The organism is Streptomyces incanus, from assembly GCF_042656345.1.
Lineage (GTDB): Bacteria > Actinomycetota > Actinomycetes > Streptomycetales > Streptomycetaceae > Streptomyces > Streptomyces incanus.
In genome coordinates this window covers 1-17,352 of record NZ_JBHSPC010000160.1, presented here as the reverse complement: position 1 = coordinate 17,352, position 17,352 = coordinate 1, and the positions used below count along the sequence as shown (strand labels likewise).

General features: G+C 69.8%; 17 protein-coding genes and 6 pseudogenes. 7 read left to right on the top strand and 16 right to left on the bottom strand.

Features of this window, described 5'->3' with window-relative positions:
• Positions 1-51: 51 nt before the first annotated feature.
• From ACFP2V_RS38800 to ACFP2V_RS35760, 3 genes and pseudogenes are all read right to left on the bottom strand, one after another.
• Positions 52-652 (bottom strand): annotated as a pseudogene (locus ACFP2V_RS38800) (transposase); the annotation flags it as partial.
• A 114-nt stretch (positions 653-766) separates the two neighbouring features.
• Positions 767-1,120, bottom strand: a pseudogene (locus ACFP2V_RS35765) (helix-turn-helix domain-containing protein); the annotation flags it as partial.
• A gap of 163 nt (positions 1,121-1,283) precedes the next feature.
• Entirely contained in the window at positions 1,284-1,889 is a 606-nt protein-coding gene (locus ACFP2V_RS35760) for a GPP34 family phosphoprotein (RefSeq protein ID WP_381219889.1), read from the bottom strand.
• 425 nt (positions 1,890-2,314) lie between these two features.
• On the opposite strand from ACFP2V_RS35760, the pseudogene ACFP2V_RS35755 reads away from it, so the two are divergent.
• Positions 2,315-2,629, top strand: a pseudogene (locus ACFP2V_RS35755) (IS6 family transposase); the annotation flags it as partial.
• A gap of 36 nt (positions 2,630-2,665) precedes the next feature.
• Here the strand turns inward: ACFP2V_RS35755 and ACFP2V_RS35750 are convergent.
• Positions 2,666-2,839 (bottom strand): DUF6233 domain-containing protein, encoded by a 174-nt coding sequence (locus tag ACFP2V_RS35750; RefSeq protein ID WP_381219901.1) that lies wholly within the window; start codon positions 2,837-2,839, stop codon positions 2,666-2,668.
• A 166-nt stretch (positions 2,840-3,005) separates the two neighbouring features.
• On the opposite strand from ACFP2V_RS35750, the gene ACFP2V_RS35745 reads away from it, so the two are divergent.
• Positions 3,006-4,775, top strand: a complete 1,770-nt coding sequence (locus ACFP2V_RS35745; protein ID WP_381219886.1) for an MOSC domain-containing protein — start codon at positions 3,006-3,008, stop codon at positions 4,773-4,775.
• A gap of 474 nt (positions 4,776-5,249) precedes the next feature.
• Positions 5,250-5,867, top strand: coding sequence for a VOC family protein (locus ACFP2V_RS35740; protein ID WP_381219883.1), 618 nt, complete (start codon positions 5,250-5,252; stop codon positions 5,865-5,867).
• Between the two features lie 397 nt (positions 5,868-6,264).
• On the opposite strand, the gene ACFP2V_RS35735 is transcribed toward ACFP2V_RS35740, so the two are convergent.
• From ACFP2V_RS35735 to ACFP2V_RS35700, 8 genes and pseudogenes are all read right to left on the bottom strand, one after another.
• Positions 6,265-6,396 (bottom strand): hypothetical protein, encoded by a 132-nt coding sequence (locus ACFP2V_RS35735; protein WP_381219880.1) that lies wholly within the window; start codon positions 6,394-6,396, stop codon positions 6,265-6,267.
• A 276-nt stretch (positions 6,397-6,672) separates the two neighbouring features.
• Entirely contained in the window at positions 6,673-6,978 is a 306-nt protein-coding gene (locus ACFP2V_RS35730; RefSeq protein WP_381219877.1) for a muconolactone Delta-isomerase family protein, read from the bottom strand.
• A 646-nt stretch (positions 6,979-7,624) separates the two neighbouring features.
• Positions 7,625-8,035, bottom strand: a pseudogene (locus tag ACFP2V_RS35725) (hypothetical protein); the annotation flags it as partial.
• Positions 8,036-8,120: 85 nt separating this feature from the next.
• Positions 8,121-8,711 (bottom strand): annotated as a pseudogene (locus ACFP2V_RS35720) (transposase); the annotation flags it as partial.
• Positions 8,712-8,772: 61 nt separating this feature from the next.
• Positions 8,773-9,750 (bottom strand): transposase family protein, encoded by a 978-nt coding sequence (locus ACFP2V_RS35715; RefSeq protein WP_381219871.1) that lies wholly within the window; start codon positions 9,748-9,750, stop codon positions 8,773-8,775.
• A 49-nt stretch (positions 9,751-9,799) separates the two neighbouring features.
• Positions 9,800-10,507, bottom strand: a complete 708-nt coding sequence (locus tag ACFP2V_RS35710; RefSeq protein ID WP_381219868.1) for an alpha/beta fold hydrolase — start codon at positions 10,505-10,507, stop codon at positions 9,800-9,802.
• Positions 10,508-10,625: 118 nt separating this feature from the next.
• Positions 10,626-11,123 (bottom strand): annotated as a pseudogene (locus ACFP2V_RS35705) (winged helix-turn-helix domain-containing protein); the annotation flags it as partial.
• The gene (locus ACFP2V_RS35700) at positions 11,096-11,599 is read right to left on the bottom strand and encodes an SDR family oxidoreductase (protein ID WP_381219862.1); all 504 of its coding nucleotides are present in this window, start codon (positions 11,597-11,599) and stop codon (positions 11,096-11,098) included. The pseudogene ACFP2V_RS35705 and the gene ACFP2V_RS35700, both read right to left, overlap by 28 nt.
• A 231-nt stretch (positions 11,600-11,830) precedes the next feature.
• Here ACFP2V_RS35700 and ACFP2V_RS35695 point away from each other — a divergent pair, with 231 nt between their 5' ends.
• Genes ACFP2V_RS35695 through ACFP2V_RS35680 form a run of 4 tightly spaced genes read left to right on the top strand, consistent with a single transcriptional unit; the run spans position 11,831 to position 14,150 of the window.
• On the top strand, positions 11,831-12,442 hold the full coding sequence (locus ACFP2V_RS35695; protein WP_381219859.1) for a molybdopterin-dependent oxidoreductase: 612 nt from the start codon (positions 11,831-11,833) through the stop codon (positions 12,440-12,442).
• Between the two features lie 22 nt (positions 12,443-12,464).
• Positions 12,465-13,172 carry an FAD-binding oxidoreductase gene (locus ACFP2V_RS35690; protein ID WP_381219856.1) on the top strand — a complete coding sequence of 236 codons (708 nt, stop codon included), beginning with the start codon at positions 12,465-12,467 and terminating at the stop codon, positions 13,170-13,172.
• Between the two features lie 10 nt (positions 13,173-13,182).
• On the top strand, positions 13,183-13,473 hold the full coding sequence (locus ACFP2V_RS35685; RefSeq protein ID WP_381219852.1) for a DUF6510 family protein: 291 nt from the start codon (positions 13,183-13,185) through the stop codon (positions 13,471-13,473).
• On the top strand, positions 13,470-14,150 hold the full coding sequence (locus ACFP2V_RS35680; RefSeq protein WP_381219849.1) for an RraA family protein: 681 nt from the start codon (positions 13,470-13,472) through the stop codon (positions 14,148-14,150). The genes ACFP2V_RS35685 and ACFP2V_RS35680 overlap by 4 nt, the downstream gene beginning before the upstream one ends.
• 202 nt (positions 14,151-14,352) lie before the next feature.
• On the opposite strand, the gene ACFP2V_RS35675 is transcribed toward ACFP2V_RS35680, so the two are convergent.
• The 4 genes from ACFP2V_RS35675 to ACFP2V_RS35660 form a co-directional block, all read right to left on the bottom strand.
• Complete coding sequence (locus ACFP2V_RS35675) at positions 14,353-15,270, bottom strand: NADP-dependent oxidoreductase (RefSeq protein ID WP_381219846.1); 918 nt, start codon at positions 15,268-15,270, stop codon at positions 14,353-14,355.
• Between the two features lie 38 nt (positions 15,271-15,308).
• A complete protein-coding gene (locus ACFP2V_RS35670) occupies positions 15,309-15,443 on the bottom strand; it encodes a hypothetical protein (RefSeq protein ID WP_269809385.1) in 135 nt (44 codons plus the stop codon).
• Between the two features lie 314 nt (positions 15,444-15,757).
• Positions 15,758-16,114 (bottom strand): hypothetical protein, encoded by a 357-nt coding sequence (locus ACFP2V_RS35665; RefSeq protein WP_381219842.1) that lies wholly within the window; start codon positions 16,112-16,114, stop codon positions 15,758-15,760.
• 227 nt (positions 16,115-16,341) lie between these two features.
• The gene (locus ACFP2V_RS35660) at positions 16,342-17,322 is read right to left on the bottom strand and encodes a recombinase family protein (protein WP_381219898.1); all 981 of its coding nucleotides are present in this window, start codon (positions 17,320-17,322) and stop codon (positions 16,342-16,344) included.
• Positions 17,323-17,352 lie beyond the last annotated feature (30 nt).

Here is a 17,352-nt window from a genome sequence, read left to right as displayed (position 1 = left end):
TGAGCATCATGCGGCAGCATCCCTACAAGGCTCGCACTGAGACAAACCCATCTCGACCGGGTTGAGGCCGGGCGAGTAGGCGGGCAGCAGGAACACCGTCAGCCATGCACGCTCGGCGATCAACTCACGCATGGCGCGGGAGACGTGGGTGTTCAGACGGCCCCCACCAGCACGACCGGTGCTCTGACGAGCTGGTGGACGCCGTCGATCAGCGCGATGAAGTCCCGCTCGCCCATGCTGCGACGCTTGCCCCTGCCCGCGGGGTGGGCGCGCAGGCGGTGGCACAGCCGGGTGCGCGAGCCCGGCCGCATCGCGATCAGCCCGGCCACCGACAGGCGCCCCGAGCGGCGCCCGCTGACCGCCACGACCGGGATGCGGCCGCGCCGGCCCCTGGGGGTACCCCCAGGCTCCGCCTGGGGGAGTGCGTCCTGTGGGCGGCCGGCGGGTGAACCCGGCTTCTCCGCGGAGCAGAGGTAGCCTCCGCAGGCCGCCCGGGCTCTTTTACCTCGGCCCAGGTCGCCTCCTTCCACGCGGTCACGGCCTGCTCGTCGCGTTCGGCGACCCTCCGCGCGGGCACCTGCGGGCTGAACGCGGGTACCTGCGGGCTGAAGCCGAGCCGGCGCGTCAGCCGCGTCGCCCCGGAGACGCTGTAGACACTTCAGGTATCCAGCGTGTCAAGCAGCTTCGACTGGTTCGACGGGAAGGCGGTGTGTCCGTCGAACAGTTCGGTGTGCCGGAGGCAGTGGCAGAGCTGGCCGATCATGCGGTTGAAGCGGAACTTCCTGCCGATCAGCGTGGCGACCCGCGCCGCGGTCCGCACCTGGTCCTCCACCCAGCCGTGCGCGGCCGGACCCTGCTCCACATACACGGCCGGCTTCCCCAGGCAGCGCGGGGACAGACGGCACCGCGAACCGCTCGCGCCGCGCGAGGCCAGAGCCTCTGCACCGCCCTCCCGCCGCAGATGCCGCCATTGATAGGCCGACCTCCGACTCACCCGCAGGCGCCGTGCCACCTCCGGCGGCTTGGACTTCTGCTCGGACAACTCGGCCGCCCGCATCCGCACCGTCTCCCGACGCCGGCGTCCCGCAGCGGTCAGCCCGCCCCCGTCCGCACACCTCACACACCCCGGGATACAGCCACCGCTCCTGGCCCATCAGCGACTTTGAGAAAGTTCACCCTGACGAGCCGAAGCCCGTACTCATGGCGCCTGCCCGATTGCCGTCTGTGCCGTCTGTGCGGCGACCAGGGGCGGGGCCAGATGTCCGGCCCCTACCGAGAAGGCGTCACCCACCTCGCCAGATGTTGTCGAAGGCCGCATCTTCGATCGCTCTGCGCTGTCGTACGGCCTCCAGCTCCATGACAGCATCGTTGACCGCGGCCAGTACGGTTACGACCTGGTCGTCGGCGAGTTCGTCGACCAGGTCGTCGGCGGGCTGTTCCCCGATGCCCGCGGCGGCCGCGAGACCGGCCAGAACCGGTTCATGTGACGTCCAGCGATCCGCCGCCCGTCGACGGGCCGCCGAGTCGGCCACAGCCGGCGGCCCGCCCCGGAGTACCCGGTGGGCGTGTGGCCGGGTGACCAGCGCCTCCGCCTCCAGGGCGGCGAGATACGCGGCTGCCAGGTCGCGGCCCCGGCGCCACAGCCAGTCCTCGACGGATTCGTAGGGCACCTGCCGGACGAGTGAGGACGCGGCCTCACGCAGCAGACGGTCATCAATGCGGGGCGGCAGGCTCGGCAGGACGCGGTGGCCGTCCAGGGTGAGGGCCTCGGCGTCAATAAGGTCGATCAGCTCCGCTCCCGCGAGAGTGAGCGACAGGTCGCCTCGCCCCACGGGAGGAGAGGACGGTGTGTCGATGGCGACGATCATCAGGTCCCGCGCTGTGGTCATGAGCGACTCCACGTCGGAAGGGGGGCGGCGATCCGGCAGCCGGCCGGTCGGCCCGATCTGTCGTTCACAGCCGACACATCGTACGACCGCTGCGGGGCACCGGGCAGCCGGAGCGGCCCCGGGCGCGCGGGGGGTCTCTCGGTCGCCCGGCCCGACCTGCTACGAGCCGGTCGGGGAGACTCGTCGAGTGTCAGCGAGCCTCCCCTCGTCCCCCTTGCGCGGATTCCCGGCTGCGGTGGTGACGGCGGCAGGAGACGATCGGGCCGCAGTCGAACTCGACCTGCCCGCCGACGACGGCAGCGCCGACCGGGACGTCACGGATGGCGGCCGGGTCGACTTGGAGGAGGTCGCCGGACGACTTTGTCACATTGGCTGAACGGCGTGGGATGACCATGTGGTCGATCGTGCCGGAGAGGGGTTCACTCGTGTCGTTCGCGCCGCCGTTGTGCAGGGCCCCGGCACCCAGTACTCAGTACCCGGTGGAGATCATCCCCCACTGGGTGTGGCTGTACTTCTGCTTCCCACTGTCGTTCCGTGAGGTTGAGGAGTCGAGGCTCGAGCGCGGCGTGATCGTCTCCCACGGGACCGTCCGGCGCTGGTGCGCGAAGTCCGGGCAGGGCTACGCCAACAGCCTGTGCCGTCGGCGGCCCCAGCCCGGGGACGAGTGACACCTGGACGAGGCCCTCGTGAAGATCACTGGCGGGCTGAAGTACCTGTGGCGGGCCGTCGACGCCGACGGCGCCTACGCAAACACTCCCGCTGGAGCTACCCCACGCCTACGAGACGCACCATAAGCCGAGGATGCCGAGGCCCGCGTCAGGCCGGCAGTGGGTGCAGGCGCCGGCGCCGGCGCCGTCGGCGAGTAGACGCCGTGCCTCGTCTGTCTGATGCGGTGCGCCGGTTCGCGTGGGTACGCTTGCTCGTGAGAGCCGTGTGTAGCCGGTGGGGATGCCAGCCGCGTTGTCTCACCGCGGCGTCGGGCCACATGGTCGTGATGTCTCTCCTCGAAGGGCATGGGTTCGGCGGCCGGTGCGGGTGAGAGCCCGGGGCCGGCGGGCGCCCGGGCGAGACCCGCACGCGTTCTCCGGCGGAGATCCCTGCATGGGAGGCGGCAAGGTGGCCGTATTGAGAGCCTTGAGCGTCGGGATGCCGAAGGACGTCCCCTGGCACGGCAAGACCGTGCACACTGGCGTCTACAAGAGGTCCGTGACCGGGCCGCGGATGGTGCGGCGGCTGAACATCGACGGCGACGGCCAGGGCGATCTGGGCGGTCACGGAGGCGAGCAGCGGGCAGTGCTCGTGTACCAGACCGATTCCTACCGCTTCTGGGCTCGCGAACTCGGCCGCGGCGATCTCCAACCAGGCCAGTTCGGGGAGAATTTCACCGTCGACGGCCTACCGGACAACGAGGTCTGCATCGGTGACCGCTACCGCATCGGCGACGCGCTCTTCGAGGTCACCCAGCCGCGGGTGACCTGCTACCGCGTCGGCCTGCGGATGGGCGAGCCGCGGATGGCGGCACTGCTGGTGGCACACCACCGGCCCGGCTTCTATCTGCGCGTGCTCGAAGAAGGCGAGGTCGAAGCCGGGCAGGAGATCGTCAAGGTCTCCACCGGACCCGAGGCGATGACCGTCGAGGAGATCGACCGGGTGCTCTACCTGCCCGGGCACACCCGCCGGCAGGTCGAACGTGCCCTGCGGATCCCCATGCTCAGCCCCGGCTGGCAGGCGTCCATGAAGGCTCTGCTGGATCAGGGGGACACCGAGGCCGCCGGAACGTCCGGCAGCGCCGGGCTGAATGCCGCGGCCACCGCTCCGCGCCCCGCCTGGCCGGGCTTTCGCCCGCTGCTCGTCACCCGCATCCAGCCCGAGAGCCGCAACGTGTTCTCTCTGTCGCTGGCCGCCCCCGACGGTTCGGATCTGCCGACCTCGCTGCCGGGGCAGTTCGTCACGGTCAAGGTCCGGACCGAGGGGGACACGCCACCGCTGATCCGCAGTTACTCGCTGTCCGGCGAGCCGGGCACCGGAACGTACCGGATCAGCGTGAAGGCCGAACTCCACGGCGCGGCCGGCAACCGTCTGCGCAGCCACGTACGCACCGGCGACCACCTCGACGTCGCGGCGCCCCGCGGTACCTTCTGCCTGACCGCCGGGGACAATCCGGTGGTCCTGCTGTCGGCCGGCATCGGAGCCACTCCCGTGCTGGCGATGCTGCACGCACTCGCCCGTGACTGCTCCAGCCGCCAGGTGTGGTGGCTGCACGGGGCCCGTGACGGCACGGAGCACCCCTTCGCCCGGGAGAGCCGGGAACTGGTCGACATGCTTCCGCGGGCCCGGTCGAGGATCTACTACAGCAAGCCGGCCGTCGAAGACCGCCGGGGCGTCGACTACACGGACATCGGCCACCTGTCGGGCGACCGTATTCTCGGCCTGGGGCTGCCCATCGACGCCGACGCCTACCTGTGCGGCCCCGGGGCCTTCATGGACAGCGTCACCACAGCCCTGGTCGATGCGGGCCTGAAGGCATCCCGCGTCCATACCGAGATCTTCGGCGCGGGTCCATCCCTCACTCCAGGGATCGACGGCGCGGCGGCAGCCGCACCCCACCAGCCCGCCGGGCGGGCGGGCACCGGTCCCACAGTCACCTTCGCCCGCAGCGGTCTCGAGGTCCCCTGGAACGATGCCCGGGAGTCCCTGCTCGAACTCGCCGAGGCCTGCGATGTCCCCGTCAGATGGTCGTGCCGGACCGGCGTCTGCCACACCTGCGAACTCGCCCTCATGTCCGGGGCAGTGCAGTACGCCCCAGACCCGGTCGAGCCCCCCGCCGACGGCAACATCCTCATCTGCTGCTCCAAGCCCACCGAGGGGATCGTCCTGGACCTGTGACGCACGACGCCCTCACCGCGCCGACACGGACGGTATGGCGGCCCCCGCTCCACCGACAACGAGCCGCCGGGGTTCGGCGCGGACAGCTCTGCCGACCGCCGGGCACTGTGGGCGGAACATGCCAGGCTTCATCGTGTCGTGCGCATGCCCGGGATGAGCCCGGTGGCGGGCTGCGGCGCCCCGCGCGGGCCAGGGGAGTCGACCAGGACGTCGTACAGGTGCGATCGACTACTTCGCGCGCGATGCTGGGTAGGGACGGCGGCCCCGCGACGGAGGCGCACCGCTTGCCCGGAGGCCAGGAGTCGCCGGCGACGCAGAAGCCACTGCGGGTGATCCCTGGAACATCCGCCGGTAGGGAGGGCCCCCTGTCCGCAGCTCTTCACCCAGGGGCGGGATTCGCCGGGCGTGAACCCGCACCCGGCAACGCGGCTGCGACGACGCCGGCACATCGACCGAGCGCGAGAGGCGCAAGTCATGGACATGAAACTCGAGGTCGTCGTGATATCAGTGTCCGACGTCGACCGTGCCAAGGACTTCTACACGCGGCTGGGCTGGAGGCTCGACGCGGACGTCGCCACCGGCGAGAACTTCCGAGTCGTGCAGGTCACCCCGCCCGGCTCACCGGCCTCCGTGATCTTTGGTACCTCGATCACATCCCTTACACCGGGCTCGACGCAGGGCATGCACTTGGTCGTCGACGACATCTCCGCCGCCCACGATGAACTGAAACGGCTCGGCGCCGACCCGAGCGAGGTCTTCCACGACGCCGGCGGCGTCTTCCACCACGTCGGGACCGACGCCCGCGTGCCCGGCCCGGATCCGCAGCACGCCAGCTACAGCTCGTTCCTGTCGTTCAGCGATCCGGACGGCAACGGCTGGGTCCTCCAGGAGATCACCGACCGGCTGCCGGGACGGCTGGACCCCGCGAGCACGGCCTTCTCCTCGGCCGAGGACCTGTCGAACGCGCTGCGCCGCGCCGCGGCGGCACACGGCGAGCATGAGGCACGCACCGGCGCCGAGGACCCGGACTGGCCGGACTGGTACGCGCAGTACATGGTGCGAGAGCAGGCCGGTACCCAGTCGCCGGCATGAGCGGGCAGCCCCGCCGACCGCGTCGGCGGCAGGTGATGCGGCCGAATGCAGGATCCTGCCCCGGCCGGAGAAGCGGCCTTCGGATGCAGAGGCGGGTCTTCCCGGGAACGGTTGAGGGCGTGCGAGTCCCGCCGGGCGGCTACTCGACGACAGGGGCGCACCTGTGCGCCCACCGTCCGGCCACGAGGTGAGGGGTCAGCCGCCGACGAGGTCGCCCATTACATCCGAGCGTCTCTCGGACCTGACGACGACAGGCGATTGACCATGCGTTCCGACATCACTCCCGGCGGCGTTTTCCCGTTCCCGGACTTCGCGTTGCCCGACCACACCGGAACAGTTCGCACGCTGAGCGAGCTTCAGGGCGACGATCCGCTGGTTCTCACCCTGGTCGCGGGCACTACTGCCCGAAGGAGCACCAGCAGCACTTGGAGATGGCGACCGTGCTCCAGCCCAAGGCGGCGGTCGCCTCCACGCGGATCGCGACGATCACCACACGCTGCAGGGGTTCCGTGCAGTTGGCAGTAACCACGGGGGGCATCGGCGTCGGCGGACAGGCCCGCTTGGGCATGCATCAGCGGGGAACGGAGTGAAGACGAAGCGGCCGCCCCACACCCCGGCAGCCAGCCCCGCGGCGGTCCCGGCGACGTGCCCCAAGGAGACCGCTGCGCAGTGCTTCCCCGGAGAGGGACGGCTCACCGTGCGTGAACACTCAAGAGGGGTTCCTCGCGGTTCCCGCGGGTATCGGAGCGGGTCTGCGGCCGGCGGCTGCGAGCAGCCGCCGGTCCATGGCTACGGGGCTCCGCGATCACGCCGTGCCGTCGGCGGCCCGCCCGGGGTCGTTGGGGTGGGATTCGAGCTGGGTGATGGTGAGGGTCATCCAGGGGCGCAGTGGCAGTGTGCCGAGCACCTTCTCGTGGAGCTCCTCCTCGTTCGCGGCCCGCCAGACCCCGATGCTGCGCAACTCGCCGACTGGACGCCACAACCGGGCCAGGTTGCCGGTCGCCGAGAGCTCCCTCGCGCGAACCGCCTCGGCCGCCCTCCGCCTGTCGACCTCGTCCTGGGTGGTCCCCTCAGGGACTGTGGTGGTGATTTCGACGAGGAACTCCTGCATCGGTTTCACTCCGTTCGGTGAAGGTTCCGGCGACGGCGGGAAGGGCGAGCTCGCTGGTGGCGATCTGTCTCCTTCGAGCGGATCCGCAATCAGATCGGACGCCGCCCGACCGCTACGAGAGCTCCGCGCCGCGATGACCCTTGAATTGTCCGTCCGGCCCGGCGATCCGTGCCACGACCGGTTTCTTCTCTCGTGCGTGGGAGGCGTGGCCTCCCGGCCTCCAGGGCGCCCGAACGCGGTTGCGGTGGATGCCTGTTGCCAACGCCCCTACCGCCGGGCCTCCTCTGACGGTGCCGTGGAGCTTTGTGTGTTCGCGCATTGCAGAACGCCTCGCGCGCTCGGTACAACTGGAGGGCGGCGCCCTGTTCCAGCGGCGAGGAAGCGGATGTAGCGCTGCCCGCAACGTTGTACCTTGCTCCAGGCTAGTTGGCATGTGGGAAGACGGCTTCCGTCCGAAGCAGCGGGGGCCGACGAAGACCGCTGCCGGCAACCGCGTACCGGCAGCGTGCTCGCAGACCCGAGCGCACTGCTTACGCCGACGGCGACCCAGTGCGGCGAGGATCCCCTCCCGGACTCCCCGCGCGGCACTCAGCGGCACTCAATGGAAACGCCGTCTCACACCATGAGAGGTCTCACACGAGGGTTTTCAGCAGCCGTTCTGCGAGCACTTCGGCGGAGTGGGGGATTCTGCCCGGTGATCAGGTTGCGGTCCTCGACCATGTACGGCTTCCATATCTCGCCCCGGCTGCACTCGACGCCGACTTGTTCCTTGAGTGCGTCCTCGAGCGGCCACTGTGCCTTGTCGGCCAGTCCGACAGCCTCCTGCTCTTCCAGTATCCGTCCCCCCCGCATCGGTGTCTGCCCACAGGTCCTGCATTGGGCCGTGGCCTCCGGGCAGGTACACCGCGTCGTAGTCCTGCAGCCGCACGTCCGAGAGTTTGATCGGCCAGCGCATGACCTCCGCGGAACGGATACTGGCTTCCAGTTCGAGCGCTTCCTCCTCACCGCCGGCCATGGCGGGGCGCAGGTTCATCATGTCGACGGTCGGCGTCACGCCGTTGGGCGTCGCGACGACGACCTCGTGGCCTGCCTCCGTAACCGCCTTGTACGGCTGCGCGTGTACTGACTTCGGCGTATTAGGGTCAGTTCGGTCTCTCGAGAGCGAGGCCGGTCCCCGCGAGGAATCCGCCGAGGATGTGGTGCCGGTACTGCAGCGCCTTGAGCCGCCTGCGGAGCAGGATCTCCAACTCGCTGAGGGCGCGGGCGGTCAGGTTGGCCAGGCTCCGCTTGATATGCGCCCACAGGCCCTCGACCGGGTTGAGGTCGGGCGCGTCTCCGGGCAGCAGGACCACCGTCAGCCAGTCCCGCTCGGCCACGAGCGCCTGCATCGTTTTGGAGGTGTGGGTGCTCAGCCGGTCCCACACCACGATCAGCGGGGCCTTGAGCAGCTGGTGGGCGCCGTCGAGCAGGCGGATGTAGTCCATCTCGCCGAGCGAGCGGCGCTCGCCCTTGCGGCCGGTGTGCCGGCGCAGCCGATAGCACAGGCGGGCGGGTAGGCCGGGCCGATAGCACAGCAGCCCGGCCACCGAGAGCCGTCCCCGGCCGCGGCCGGACACCTTGATCCTGGGGGTGATGCCGCGTCGGCCCCAGGTGCGGCCCTTGGGCGGCCGGCCGGTCACGCCCGCTTCGTCCTCGAAGCAGATGAACGCGCCGGTCGCCGCCCGGAGGGTTTTACGACGTTGTCGGCTATTGATGTTGAGGCGTGATGACCTGAGAGTTCGGCTGGTGGGCGATTTAGCAGGTCATCGGGCTGACGGGCACGAGTCCGGTGCTCGGTTTGCGGCGGGTGGGCCGCTGGGCGGCTCGGTCGGAGACCAGGCCGGCGACGGCTCGGTGCGTGGCCGGGTAGTGCTCGCGGCGGCCGAGGAAGCGCTGAAGCGGGCGCCACTGCTTGTGCTCGGCGTTGGCGTGTTCGACGCAGATCCGCGCCGAGGACTGGCGGCGCCGTTGCTCACGCCAGGCGTACCGGTCACCGAGCGGGACGTCTTCCCTTGGCTTCTTCGGCGGCGCACTGACCTGTTCGGGGAACTCGTTCGCCAGACCCCGGTAGCCCTCATCCACCTCGGCTCTCACGTCTGGGTGGAGGCGGAACTGCTCGGCGATGCCCTCGGTGCGCATCGCAGTCTGATCGTGCATTCTTCCGGGCCGGTCGGCCCCGGACCACAGGGTGCGGCCCTGGCCATCGCTGATCGTGGTGGTCTTCATGGTGTTCTGCTTCTTCTTGCCGGAGACGAACGCGCAGCGGCCCGGGCGGTGGGCCTTCGGGCGGCGGACCTGGGTCTCGGTCCCGTCGATCCGCAAGGTCACCCCCTCCGCATCGGCGTAGGCGAACACGTCGGCCAACGTTCGCAGGCGCAGTCCGGGCTGGTTGGGGACGGCGAAGCCGCGGTCGGCGAGCAGCGGGCGGATCTCGCCGATGGCCTCGGTGACGGTGGAGCGGCCGACCCCGTACAGCTCGGCGAGCGCGGCGTGCGGGAGCCGAGTGCGCAAGTGGACCAGTGCGACCAGCACCCGGTCGGTGAACACCAGCTCGTGCTTACGGCCCGCCCCGGCGGCACGGTGACGCTTCCCTCCCCGCCGCTGATGCAATGCCGATTCCCGTCGGGCCTGCCACGGCCCGGCCAACTCCTCGATCAAACCGTCGAGATGGGCACGCGAGACGCCTGTGAAGACAGGATGGGACAAGGCCGCACGGGCCCACTTCTTGGTCACACTCGAAGAACCCGTGCGACCGTCCACACGACACGGCCTGTGACCGTGCTCATGGTTGGCGGGCAGGACGGAAGTTCTCCCACAGGAACGCCGAAACCGCCTCGGTGAACGCCTCCGGCACTGCGTGGTGGATCAGGTGTCCAACCGGGATGGTGACCACTCGCCCGCCGGGGATGCGGCGGGCCAGCTCGGCGACGCCGTCCTGGGGAACATGGCTGTGTGGGCCGCCGGCGAGCACGAGGGTCTTGGCGGTGATCTGGCTGAGTCGCTCCAGCCATCTGGGGTCAGGCACATCGATCTGCCGCCTGACGGCCAGCACCATCTCCCAGTCGAAGGTCAGGGCGCCGTCCGGCCTGGTCGGGGTGGTCTGCTCCCGGGGACGCGGGATTGGAACGTCCTCCAGGATGAGTCGGCTCACCCGCTGCGGATGGTGCTGTGCGAGCAGGTAGGCCACGATCCCGCCCATGGAGTGCCCGATCAGATCCACTGGGCCAAGTCCCAGTGCGTCCAGGAACCGGAGCACATCGGCCTGCATGAGTTCGAGCGAGTAGTCCCCCGGCCAGTCGCTTCGGCCGTGCCCGCGAAGATCGAGGGCATACACCCGTCGACTCCGGGCGAGGGCGGGCACAACCGCCTCCCAGTCGGTGGCATCCTCGCCCAGCGCGTGCAACAGGACGAGCGGCGGAGCGTCCGGCGGACCCGAGATCTGATAGGCCAGCCGGACCCCGCCAACGTCGACCGAGCGTTGATCAACCATGTCCGGAGGATATGCGGGCGGGTCCTGTCGGAGGATCGGCGTTCACCAGCGGCCGAACCACCATCCCCAGTCAGCACCTCGGGCCCTCAGCCACACGGTTCTCGCCCCGATCTTCAATAGCCGACAACGCCGTTACCTCCTGCCAGGTCACCTCCCGCCACGTGGCGACGGCCTCCTCGTCGCGCTCGGCGGCGGGTCTGTCCGGCACCTGCACGCTGTAGCCCATACGGTGCAGCAGCCGGGTCACCCCGGAGACGCTGTAGGAGAGGTGGAACTTCCGCCCGATCAGCGTGGCCACCCTCGCGGCGGTCCACACCTGGTCATCCGTCCAGCCGTGTGCGGCCGGCCCCTCCTCCAGCCACGTCGCGAGCTTGGCCTGCAGGTGGGCACCGAGGCGGCAGTCGTAGCCGGAGGGGCCCTTGGAACGCAGCGCCTCGCGCCCGCCCGTCCTCCAGCTACGGCGCCACTGGTAGACCGACTTCTCACTCACCCGTAACTCCCGGGCGATGCTCGGGACTTCCCCGTCCTCCTCGAAGAGGTCAACGGCCCGGATCCGCACCTCTTCCCGGCGCCTGCGCTGCTCGGCGGTCAGCCCGCCCCCATCCGGATACCGCATGCCTCCGGCGTACCAGCCCGGACGGACCGCGTCACCGGCCCCGGCACAGATCCAGACCCCAAGAGGCCGAAATCAATAAGCGCCGGTTCCCAGATACGGCATAAACCCGCCACGGGATGATCTTGGGTTGTCGAACACCTTGGCCCGTCACCCGTTCGGCTCAGTGTCGTTGCTCGATCCACCCCGACGATCGAGAGCAGCACGTGGTGACGGACTCCGGCCCGCTCCTCGGCGGCGAGCAGGTTCCGCCTGGTGGTGCCGAAGAACGCCACGGTCTCGTCCCGGTCGACCGCCTCGTGGCTCGTGGCGTCGATGACGGCCTCCACACCGGTCAGGGCGGCGTCCAGGCCGTCGCCGGTACGCAGGTCCACGCCGAGCGAGCGGCTGATGCGCACGACGTCGTGTCCGGCCCGTTCCAGAGCGGCCACTGTGAGGGACCCGATGTCCCCGGTCGCGCCGGCAACAGCGATTCGCATTCTCCGCATGGCAGTCTCTGTTCGCAGACGATGGTGATGCCACTACTGACGAAGCGGTCCCATCCGCCGACGTATCCACCTTGCACGCGCGAAGAGCCTGCACGCATCCCGTCCCGCGCGGACCGGTCGCTGTCCCCCGGCTGCGGCTGCAGCGGGATGGCGGGGGAGACATCTGGGCCACTCATCGCGGCGCAGGCGAGAGCGCTCACGATTGGTTACGCTGTCGATACGATGGGTGGTGAGCGACAGATGGTCACGCGCGGATTCACGGGACGGCCTCGACGCACGGAAGGCCCGGTCCCACCGGGGCAGTTCGTCACCAGTGACTTCCCGGTCCTCACGGCGGGCCCGACCCAGCACGTACCGGCCCGCGCGTGGGAGCTGGTGGTCACGGACGGGATCACGGAGAAGACCTACGCGTGGGCGTCGCTGCACGATCTGGGCGTGGTGGACCTGACGACCGACATTCACTGCGTCACGCACTGGTCCAAGCTGGGGACGACCTGGCAGGGCGTTCCGGTGGCGACCGTGCTGGAGGACGCCGGGGTGGCCGACGAGCCCTACGCGCTGGTGTCCTCGTACGGCGGCTACACCACGAACGTCCCGGTGGAGGACCTGGTGGACCGCGACGCGATGGTCGCGGTGGGCTACGAGGGCGGTCCGATCCCCGCCGAACATGGCGGGCCGGTCCGGCTGCTGGTGCCGCACCTGTATCTGTGGAAGTCCGCCAAGTGGTTGCGCGGGATCCGGGTGATGCCCGAGGACGAGCTGGGGTTCTGGGAGAACGCCGGCTACCACCACCGCGGTGACCCGTTCCTTGAACAGCGCTACTACGGTGACTGACCGTTCAGCCATGCCACCGCGCGTGCGACCCGTTCACGGCTGGCGAGCCGCCACCGTCGCCGGTACGGCGCGTGAGAGCGCCTCGGCGCGCACCATCCGGCTCGCCGTCGCCGGCTGGCCGGGGCATGTCGCCGGCCAGCACATCGACGTCCGGCTCACCGCCGAGGACGGGTACCAGGCCACCCGCAGCTTCTCGCTGTCCTCCGCGCCCGGGGAGGCCCCGCAGATCACCGTGGAACGCGTGGACGACGGCGAGGTGTCTCCGTACCTGGTCGACGTCGCCACCGACGGTGACGCCCTGGAGATCATGGGACCGGTAGGGGGCTACTTCGTATGGCGGCCCGGCGACGACGTACCGCTGCTCCTGGTCGCCGGCGGCTCCGGCATCGCGCCGATGCGCGCCATCTGGCGGGCCGCCCGCGCTCACGGCACACCGGTGCGACTGGTGTACTCCGCGCGCACCGCGGACCGGGTCGTCTTCGCCGCCGAGCTGCGCGGTCCCGACGGGCCGGAGAGCACCGTCCATCTGACCCGGGAACGGGCAGCGGGGTTCGAGCACGGCCGGCTGAGAGCCGAGCAGCTGAGCGCGCTGCTTCGTCCCGGTGGTGTTCGCGAACCGCGGCTGCGGGCTTACGTATGCGGCCCGACCGCCTTCGTCGAGGAAGCCGCCCGCGGACTGATCGGCGCCGGCTTGGACGCCGACTCGTTGAGGACCGAGAGGTTCGGATAGGAGGCCCGCAGTGAACGCAGAGGAAGACCTCCTCTCGGTGCCCCTGGAGGACGGCTATGTGGACGGCAACGCCGTCGCCGGGGCGATGTCGCTGGCCCTGGGCCGGGACGCGACCACGATCGTCCTGCAGTGCGCCGAGTGCGGGGATCGGCACCGCGTCGCCGAGACCAGGGTCTATCTGCGCTGCCCCGGCATGGTGGTGCGCTGTCCGGCGTGCTCGGCGTGCGAGGTGCTACTCGTCGACCGGCCACGCCGGCTCCAGCTCACCCTGATGTCGATCCGGATGCTGGAGCTGCCGTGACCCCCGCCTCGCCGGGCGACGAGCGAGAGGCGGCGGCCAAGCGGCGCGCTCGGGCGGCCCGGTCGCTGGCGTGCGCGGACATCGTCGACGCCCTGGGACGAATCCATCGGCACCGCGCGCACATTCACGACCTCGTCACTCCGACACCGGGCCGGGTCCTGTTCGGCCCGGCGGTCACGATCTCCTTTTTCCCCTCCTGTTCGGTGATGATGGACCCCGAGACGCACACGTTCGGCGCTCTGCTCCGGCAGGCGGTGGGCGTCGAACCCGACGGTGGCCGGGGGAGGGTGCTGGTGCTGGCCAGCAACGGCCACCGCGACGTCTCCATCGGCGGCGGCACCAAGCTTTCCCTCCTGACGCGCTACGGCCTGGCCGGTGTGCTCACCGACGCACGGCTGCGTGACTTCGCCCAGCTGCAGTCCCACCCCTTCGCGGCCTACTGTTCCGCGGAGGCCGTGCGATGGGGCGGCGATGTGATCACGCCGTACCAGGCGAACGTGCCGGTCGTGGTCGCGGGGGTGGGCGTGCACCCGGGGCAGTACGTCTTCGCCGACGACTCCGGCGCGGTGGTGATCCCCGAACCCGACATCGACGCCGTACTCGACGGAGCCGCGGCGGTGGGCAAGAAGGAGGCCGCGTTCCGTGCCCAGGTCGAGCAGGAGCGCACGACCACGTAGCCGACACGGTCGGATCGCGCGGTTCCCAAGCCGACCACGACCGGCTGGGGTCCCGAGCGCATCGCACGTGCCTGGACCGAGCTGATGAAGCGCCTCGGATAGCGGCGGTTCGTCGCTCAGGGCGGCGACTGGGGCGCGCTGATCTCGGATCTCATGGGCGTACAAGCGCCTCCGGAGCTGCTTAGAGTGTGGCCATCACTCCCTACGGGCGTACACGAATGACTGTCTTCCCCTCGCGTCGCTCGGTTGAGTTGAGGGTTGCGACCGCGTTGTCGAGGGACGCGGTGGTTCCGATGTTCGTACGCAGCCGCCCGTCTCGGACTCGCTGCACGATCTCACCCAGCTGGGTGCGATCGGCCTCGACAACGAAATCGATCGCCAGGCCATCAGCGGGGCGGGCCTCGACCGGGCCCACGACCGACACCAACGTCCCGCCGGTCTTGGTCAGAGCCGCAGAGCTCCTCTGGACGTCGCCGCCGATGACATCGAAGACCAGATGGACGCCTCCGACGTCTTTGAGTGCGTCGTTCTCGAGGTCGACGAACTCATGCGCGCCGAAGTCGAGCGCCTTCTCACGGTCGGCGGCGCGTCCAGTGCCGATGACGTAAGCGCCGGCCTCACGTGCGAGCTGGGTCACCATCGTCCCGACTGCTCCGGCTGCGCCATGGGCGAGGACGGTTTGGCCGGCCTGAAGGCGGCCGTGCTGGAACAACCCCTGCCACGCGGTCAGACCCGAGATGGGCAGGGACGCGCCTACCGTGAAGTCGACGTCGCCGGGCAGCGGTGCGAGGTTGCGTGCCTCAATCGCCGCGTACTCCGCGAGGGTGCCGTCGCGGTGCCAGTCGGCGAGGCCGAACACCCGCTGCCCGACCGACAGCCCCGTTGTGCCGTAGCCGAGGGCGGTGACCACTCCGGCCAGCTCGTGGCCGGGGATCGACGGTGTCTTGTCACGGCCGGCGCGATCGGTCCAGGTCGATGGCCACTCCATCTCTGTCGGGACGAAGCCCGATGCATGAATCTGAACGATGACGTCGTTGATCGCTGTGGGCGGCTCAGGCCGCTCCGTCAGCGTCATCCCGGCCGTTCCCGCGGCCTGGTCGGTTACCACAATGGCTTTCATTGAGATCGTCCCCTTCCTCGTATGAGCTCGTAACACGATCACGAGCGGTGGTTGCCGTGGTGGGCCGCGACCTTCTCGATCTGCTCGTACTGCCCCTCAAACCCGCCGAAGTCGTCCACCGCCGCCGCGGGCACCCCCAGGGCTCCGGCCTGCACGCGCAGGGCCTTCGCCATCGTGTGCAGGGCGGGCGCGAGTCCGTCGCCGAGCCGGGCCGCGATGACGTCAGGGGCGGCGTCCTGGTCGAGTTCCCCGACCGCCGTCAGGATCTCGGCGGTCAGCGCGGCGGGCGCCTGCTGGTGGTCGGTTCGTGGTGTCCCGTCGAATTACGCTTGTTTGTGGATCTTGTCCTGAGCTGCGTGGTTGCCAGGTCGGATGAGAACACCCGGCTCGGGATTCTCGCTGCATCTGGCTTGTGCGGAATCCTGCGTGGGTTGTGAGCCGACCGCCCCAGGTCAGAGACGGAGCCAGCCCTTGAACGGCTCCTGCATCAAGGGCGCAACGATCGTTGAGCGGTGGCCAGCGTTACCTCGATCTCGTCGCTCCAGGAACAGACCTCCACCCACGAGAGGTAGCCGCCCTGCGCGAAGACCAGGACCTCGCCGGGGCACTCTCCGTCTTCCGTGAAGATCTGGACCTCGGCCGCCACCACAGTGCCCGGGCCGGATGGCGCCGGATCCACCGCTCGTGTGTCGAGATCGAAGTACGCGGTGCCGCACCCACACGTGCAGCGTTCTCGCACGCGGATGTGCGGCACCTGCTGGCGAAGTGCGAGGTGGACCGGATCGTCCTCGCCGAGAACGGCCTCCAGCACGAGGGCCACATCAGCGGGCAGTGTCTCCGTCACCTCGTCACCGTATCCCCTGCTCAGATGCGTCCTCGCGCGGCCCAGCGACTGTAGCGCCGGGTCAACCGAGGTTCGACGAGACGAACCGGCGGCCAACGGCGACGCAGTGAGAATTTGGCAGCTCGGATGAGACCGAGTGAGAATCCGCCAGCTGCACTGCGACAGGACACGTGGTCATGGCCCTGTTCTCCCGAAGCTACGGCGAAGTGACAAGTAGCTCTCTGTAATCAGAGTGACGCTAGGTCAGAGAGGGCGAGACGGGGCCCGGGCACTTCGCCGGCCCGGAGCGCGGCGAAGTTGGCGTGGGCCTGCTCGACGGCTTCGGGATACGACTCGCGCTTGGCGTGTTCGGCGAGCGCCCGGTAGATGCTCGCCACCGAGGGGTTCTGTCCCTTGCGCTTGTCGGTGGGGATGATCAGGTCGGGCTGGATCTGCTCGACGGACTCGCCGCCCGCGCGGCGCCGCAGCACGGTGTGGAGCATGTCGTCGGTGATGACCGGGGGCCGGCCGCCGTGCTTGCCCTTGCGGGCCGCGGTGTCGAGCCCTTCGAGCGTGGACTCGCGGATGTTCTCCCGCTCGGTCTCCGCCATGGCCGCGAAGAAGGCGAACAGCAGCTTCCCCGGCCCGGTGGGGTCGTAGATGCCGGGCAGGGGCCCGGCGAGCATCTCCAGGACCAGGCCGTGGGCGGTGAGGTGGTCGGCGAGCGCGGTGAGTTCGGCGGCGTCGCGGCCGAGGCGCTTCATCTCGTACACGGTGAAGATGACCCGGCAGTGCGGGGCGTGCGCCTTGACCTCCCGCGCGGTCCGCAGCGCCCCCTCGAACCGGGGACGGACCCGTACCCGGGTGCTGATCTTCTCGCTGAAGATCTTGTCCCGGGGGATGCCGTGCTTGCTGAGCGCGTCGAGCTGGGAGTCGAGTTCCTGCCTGAGAGTCGAGCAGCGCGCGTATCCGATGCGGATGTCCGCGCTCGGCAGGTCCGGGTCGATCGGCGCCGGCGGTGGTGTGCCCGGCCGCCACGGCCGGCACGGTCCGCGGTCGGCCGGGGTGGGCACCCGCAGCGCCTTCTTCAGCCGGGGCACCAGGGTGAAGCGGCGGGTGTGGTAGGCGGAGGCGACCGCGCCGCCGCGCGAGCGGCACGGCGAGCCGGGCTGCGCGTCACACTTCGGACAGACGTGCTGTTCGAGAAGAGCGAGTCGTGGTACGTCGATGTGCGGTGTCCTTATTTCTCGCTCGCGGCA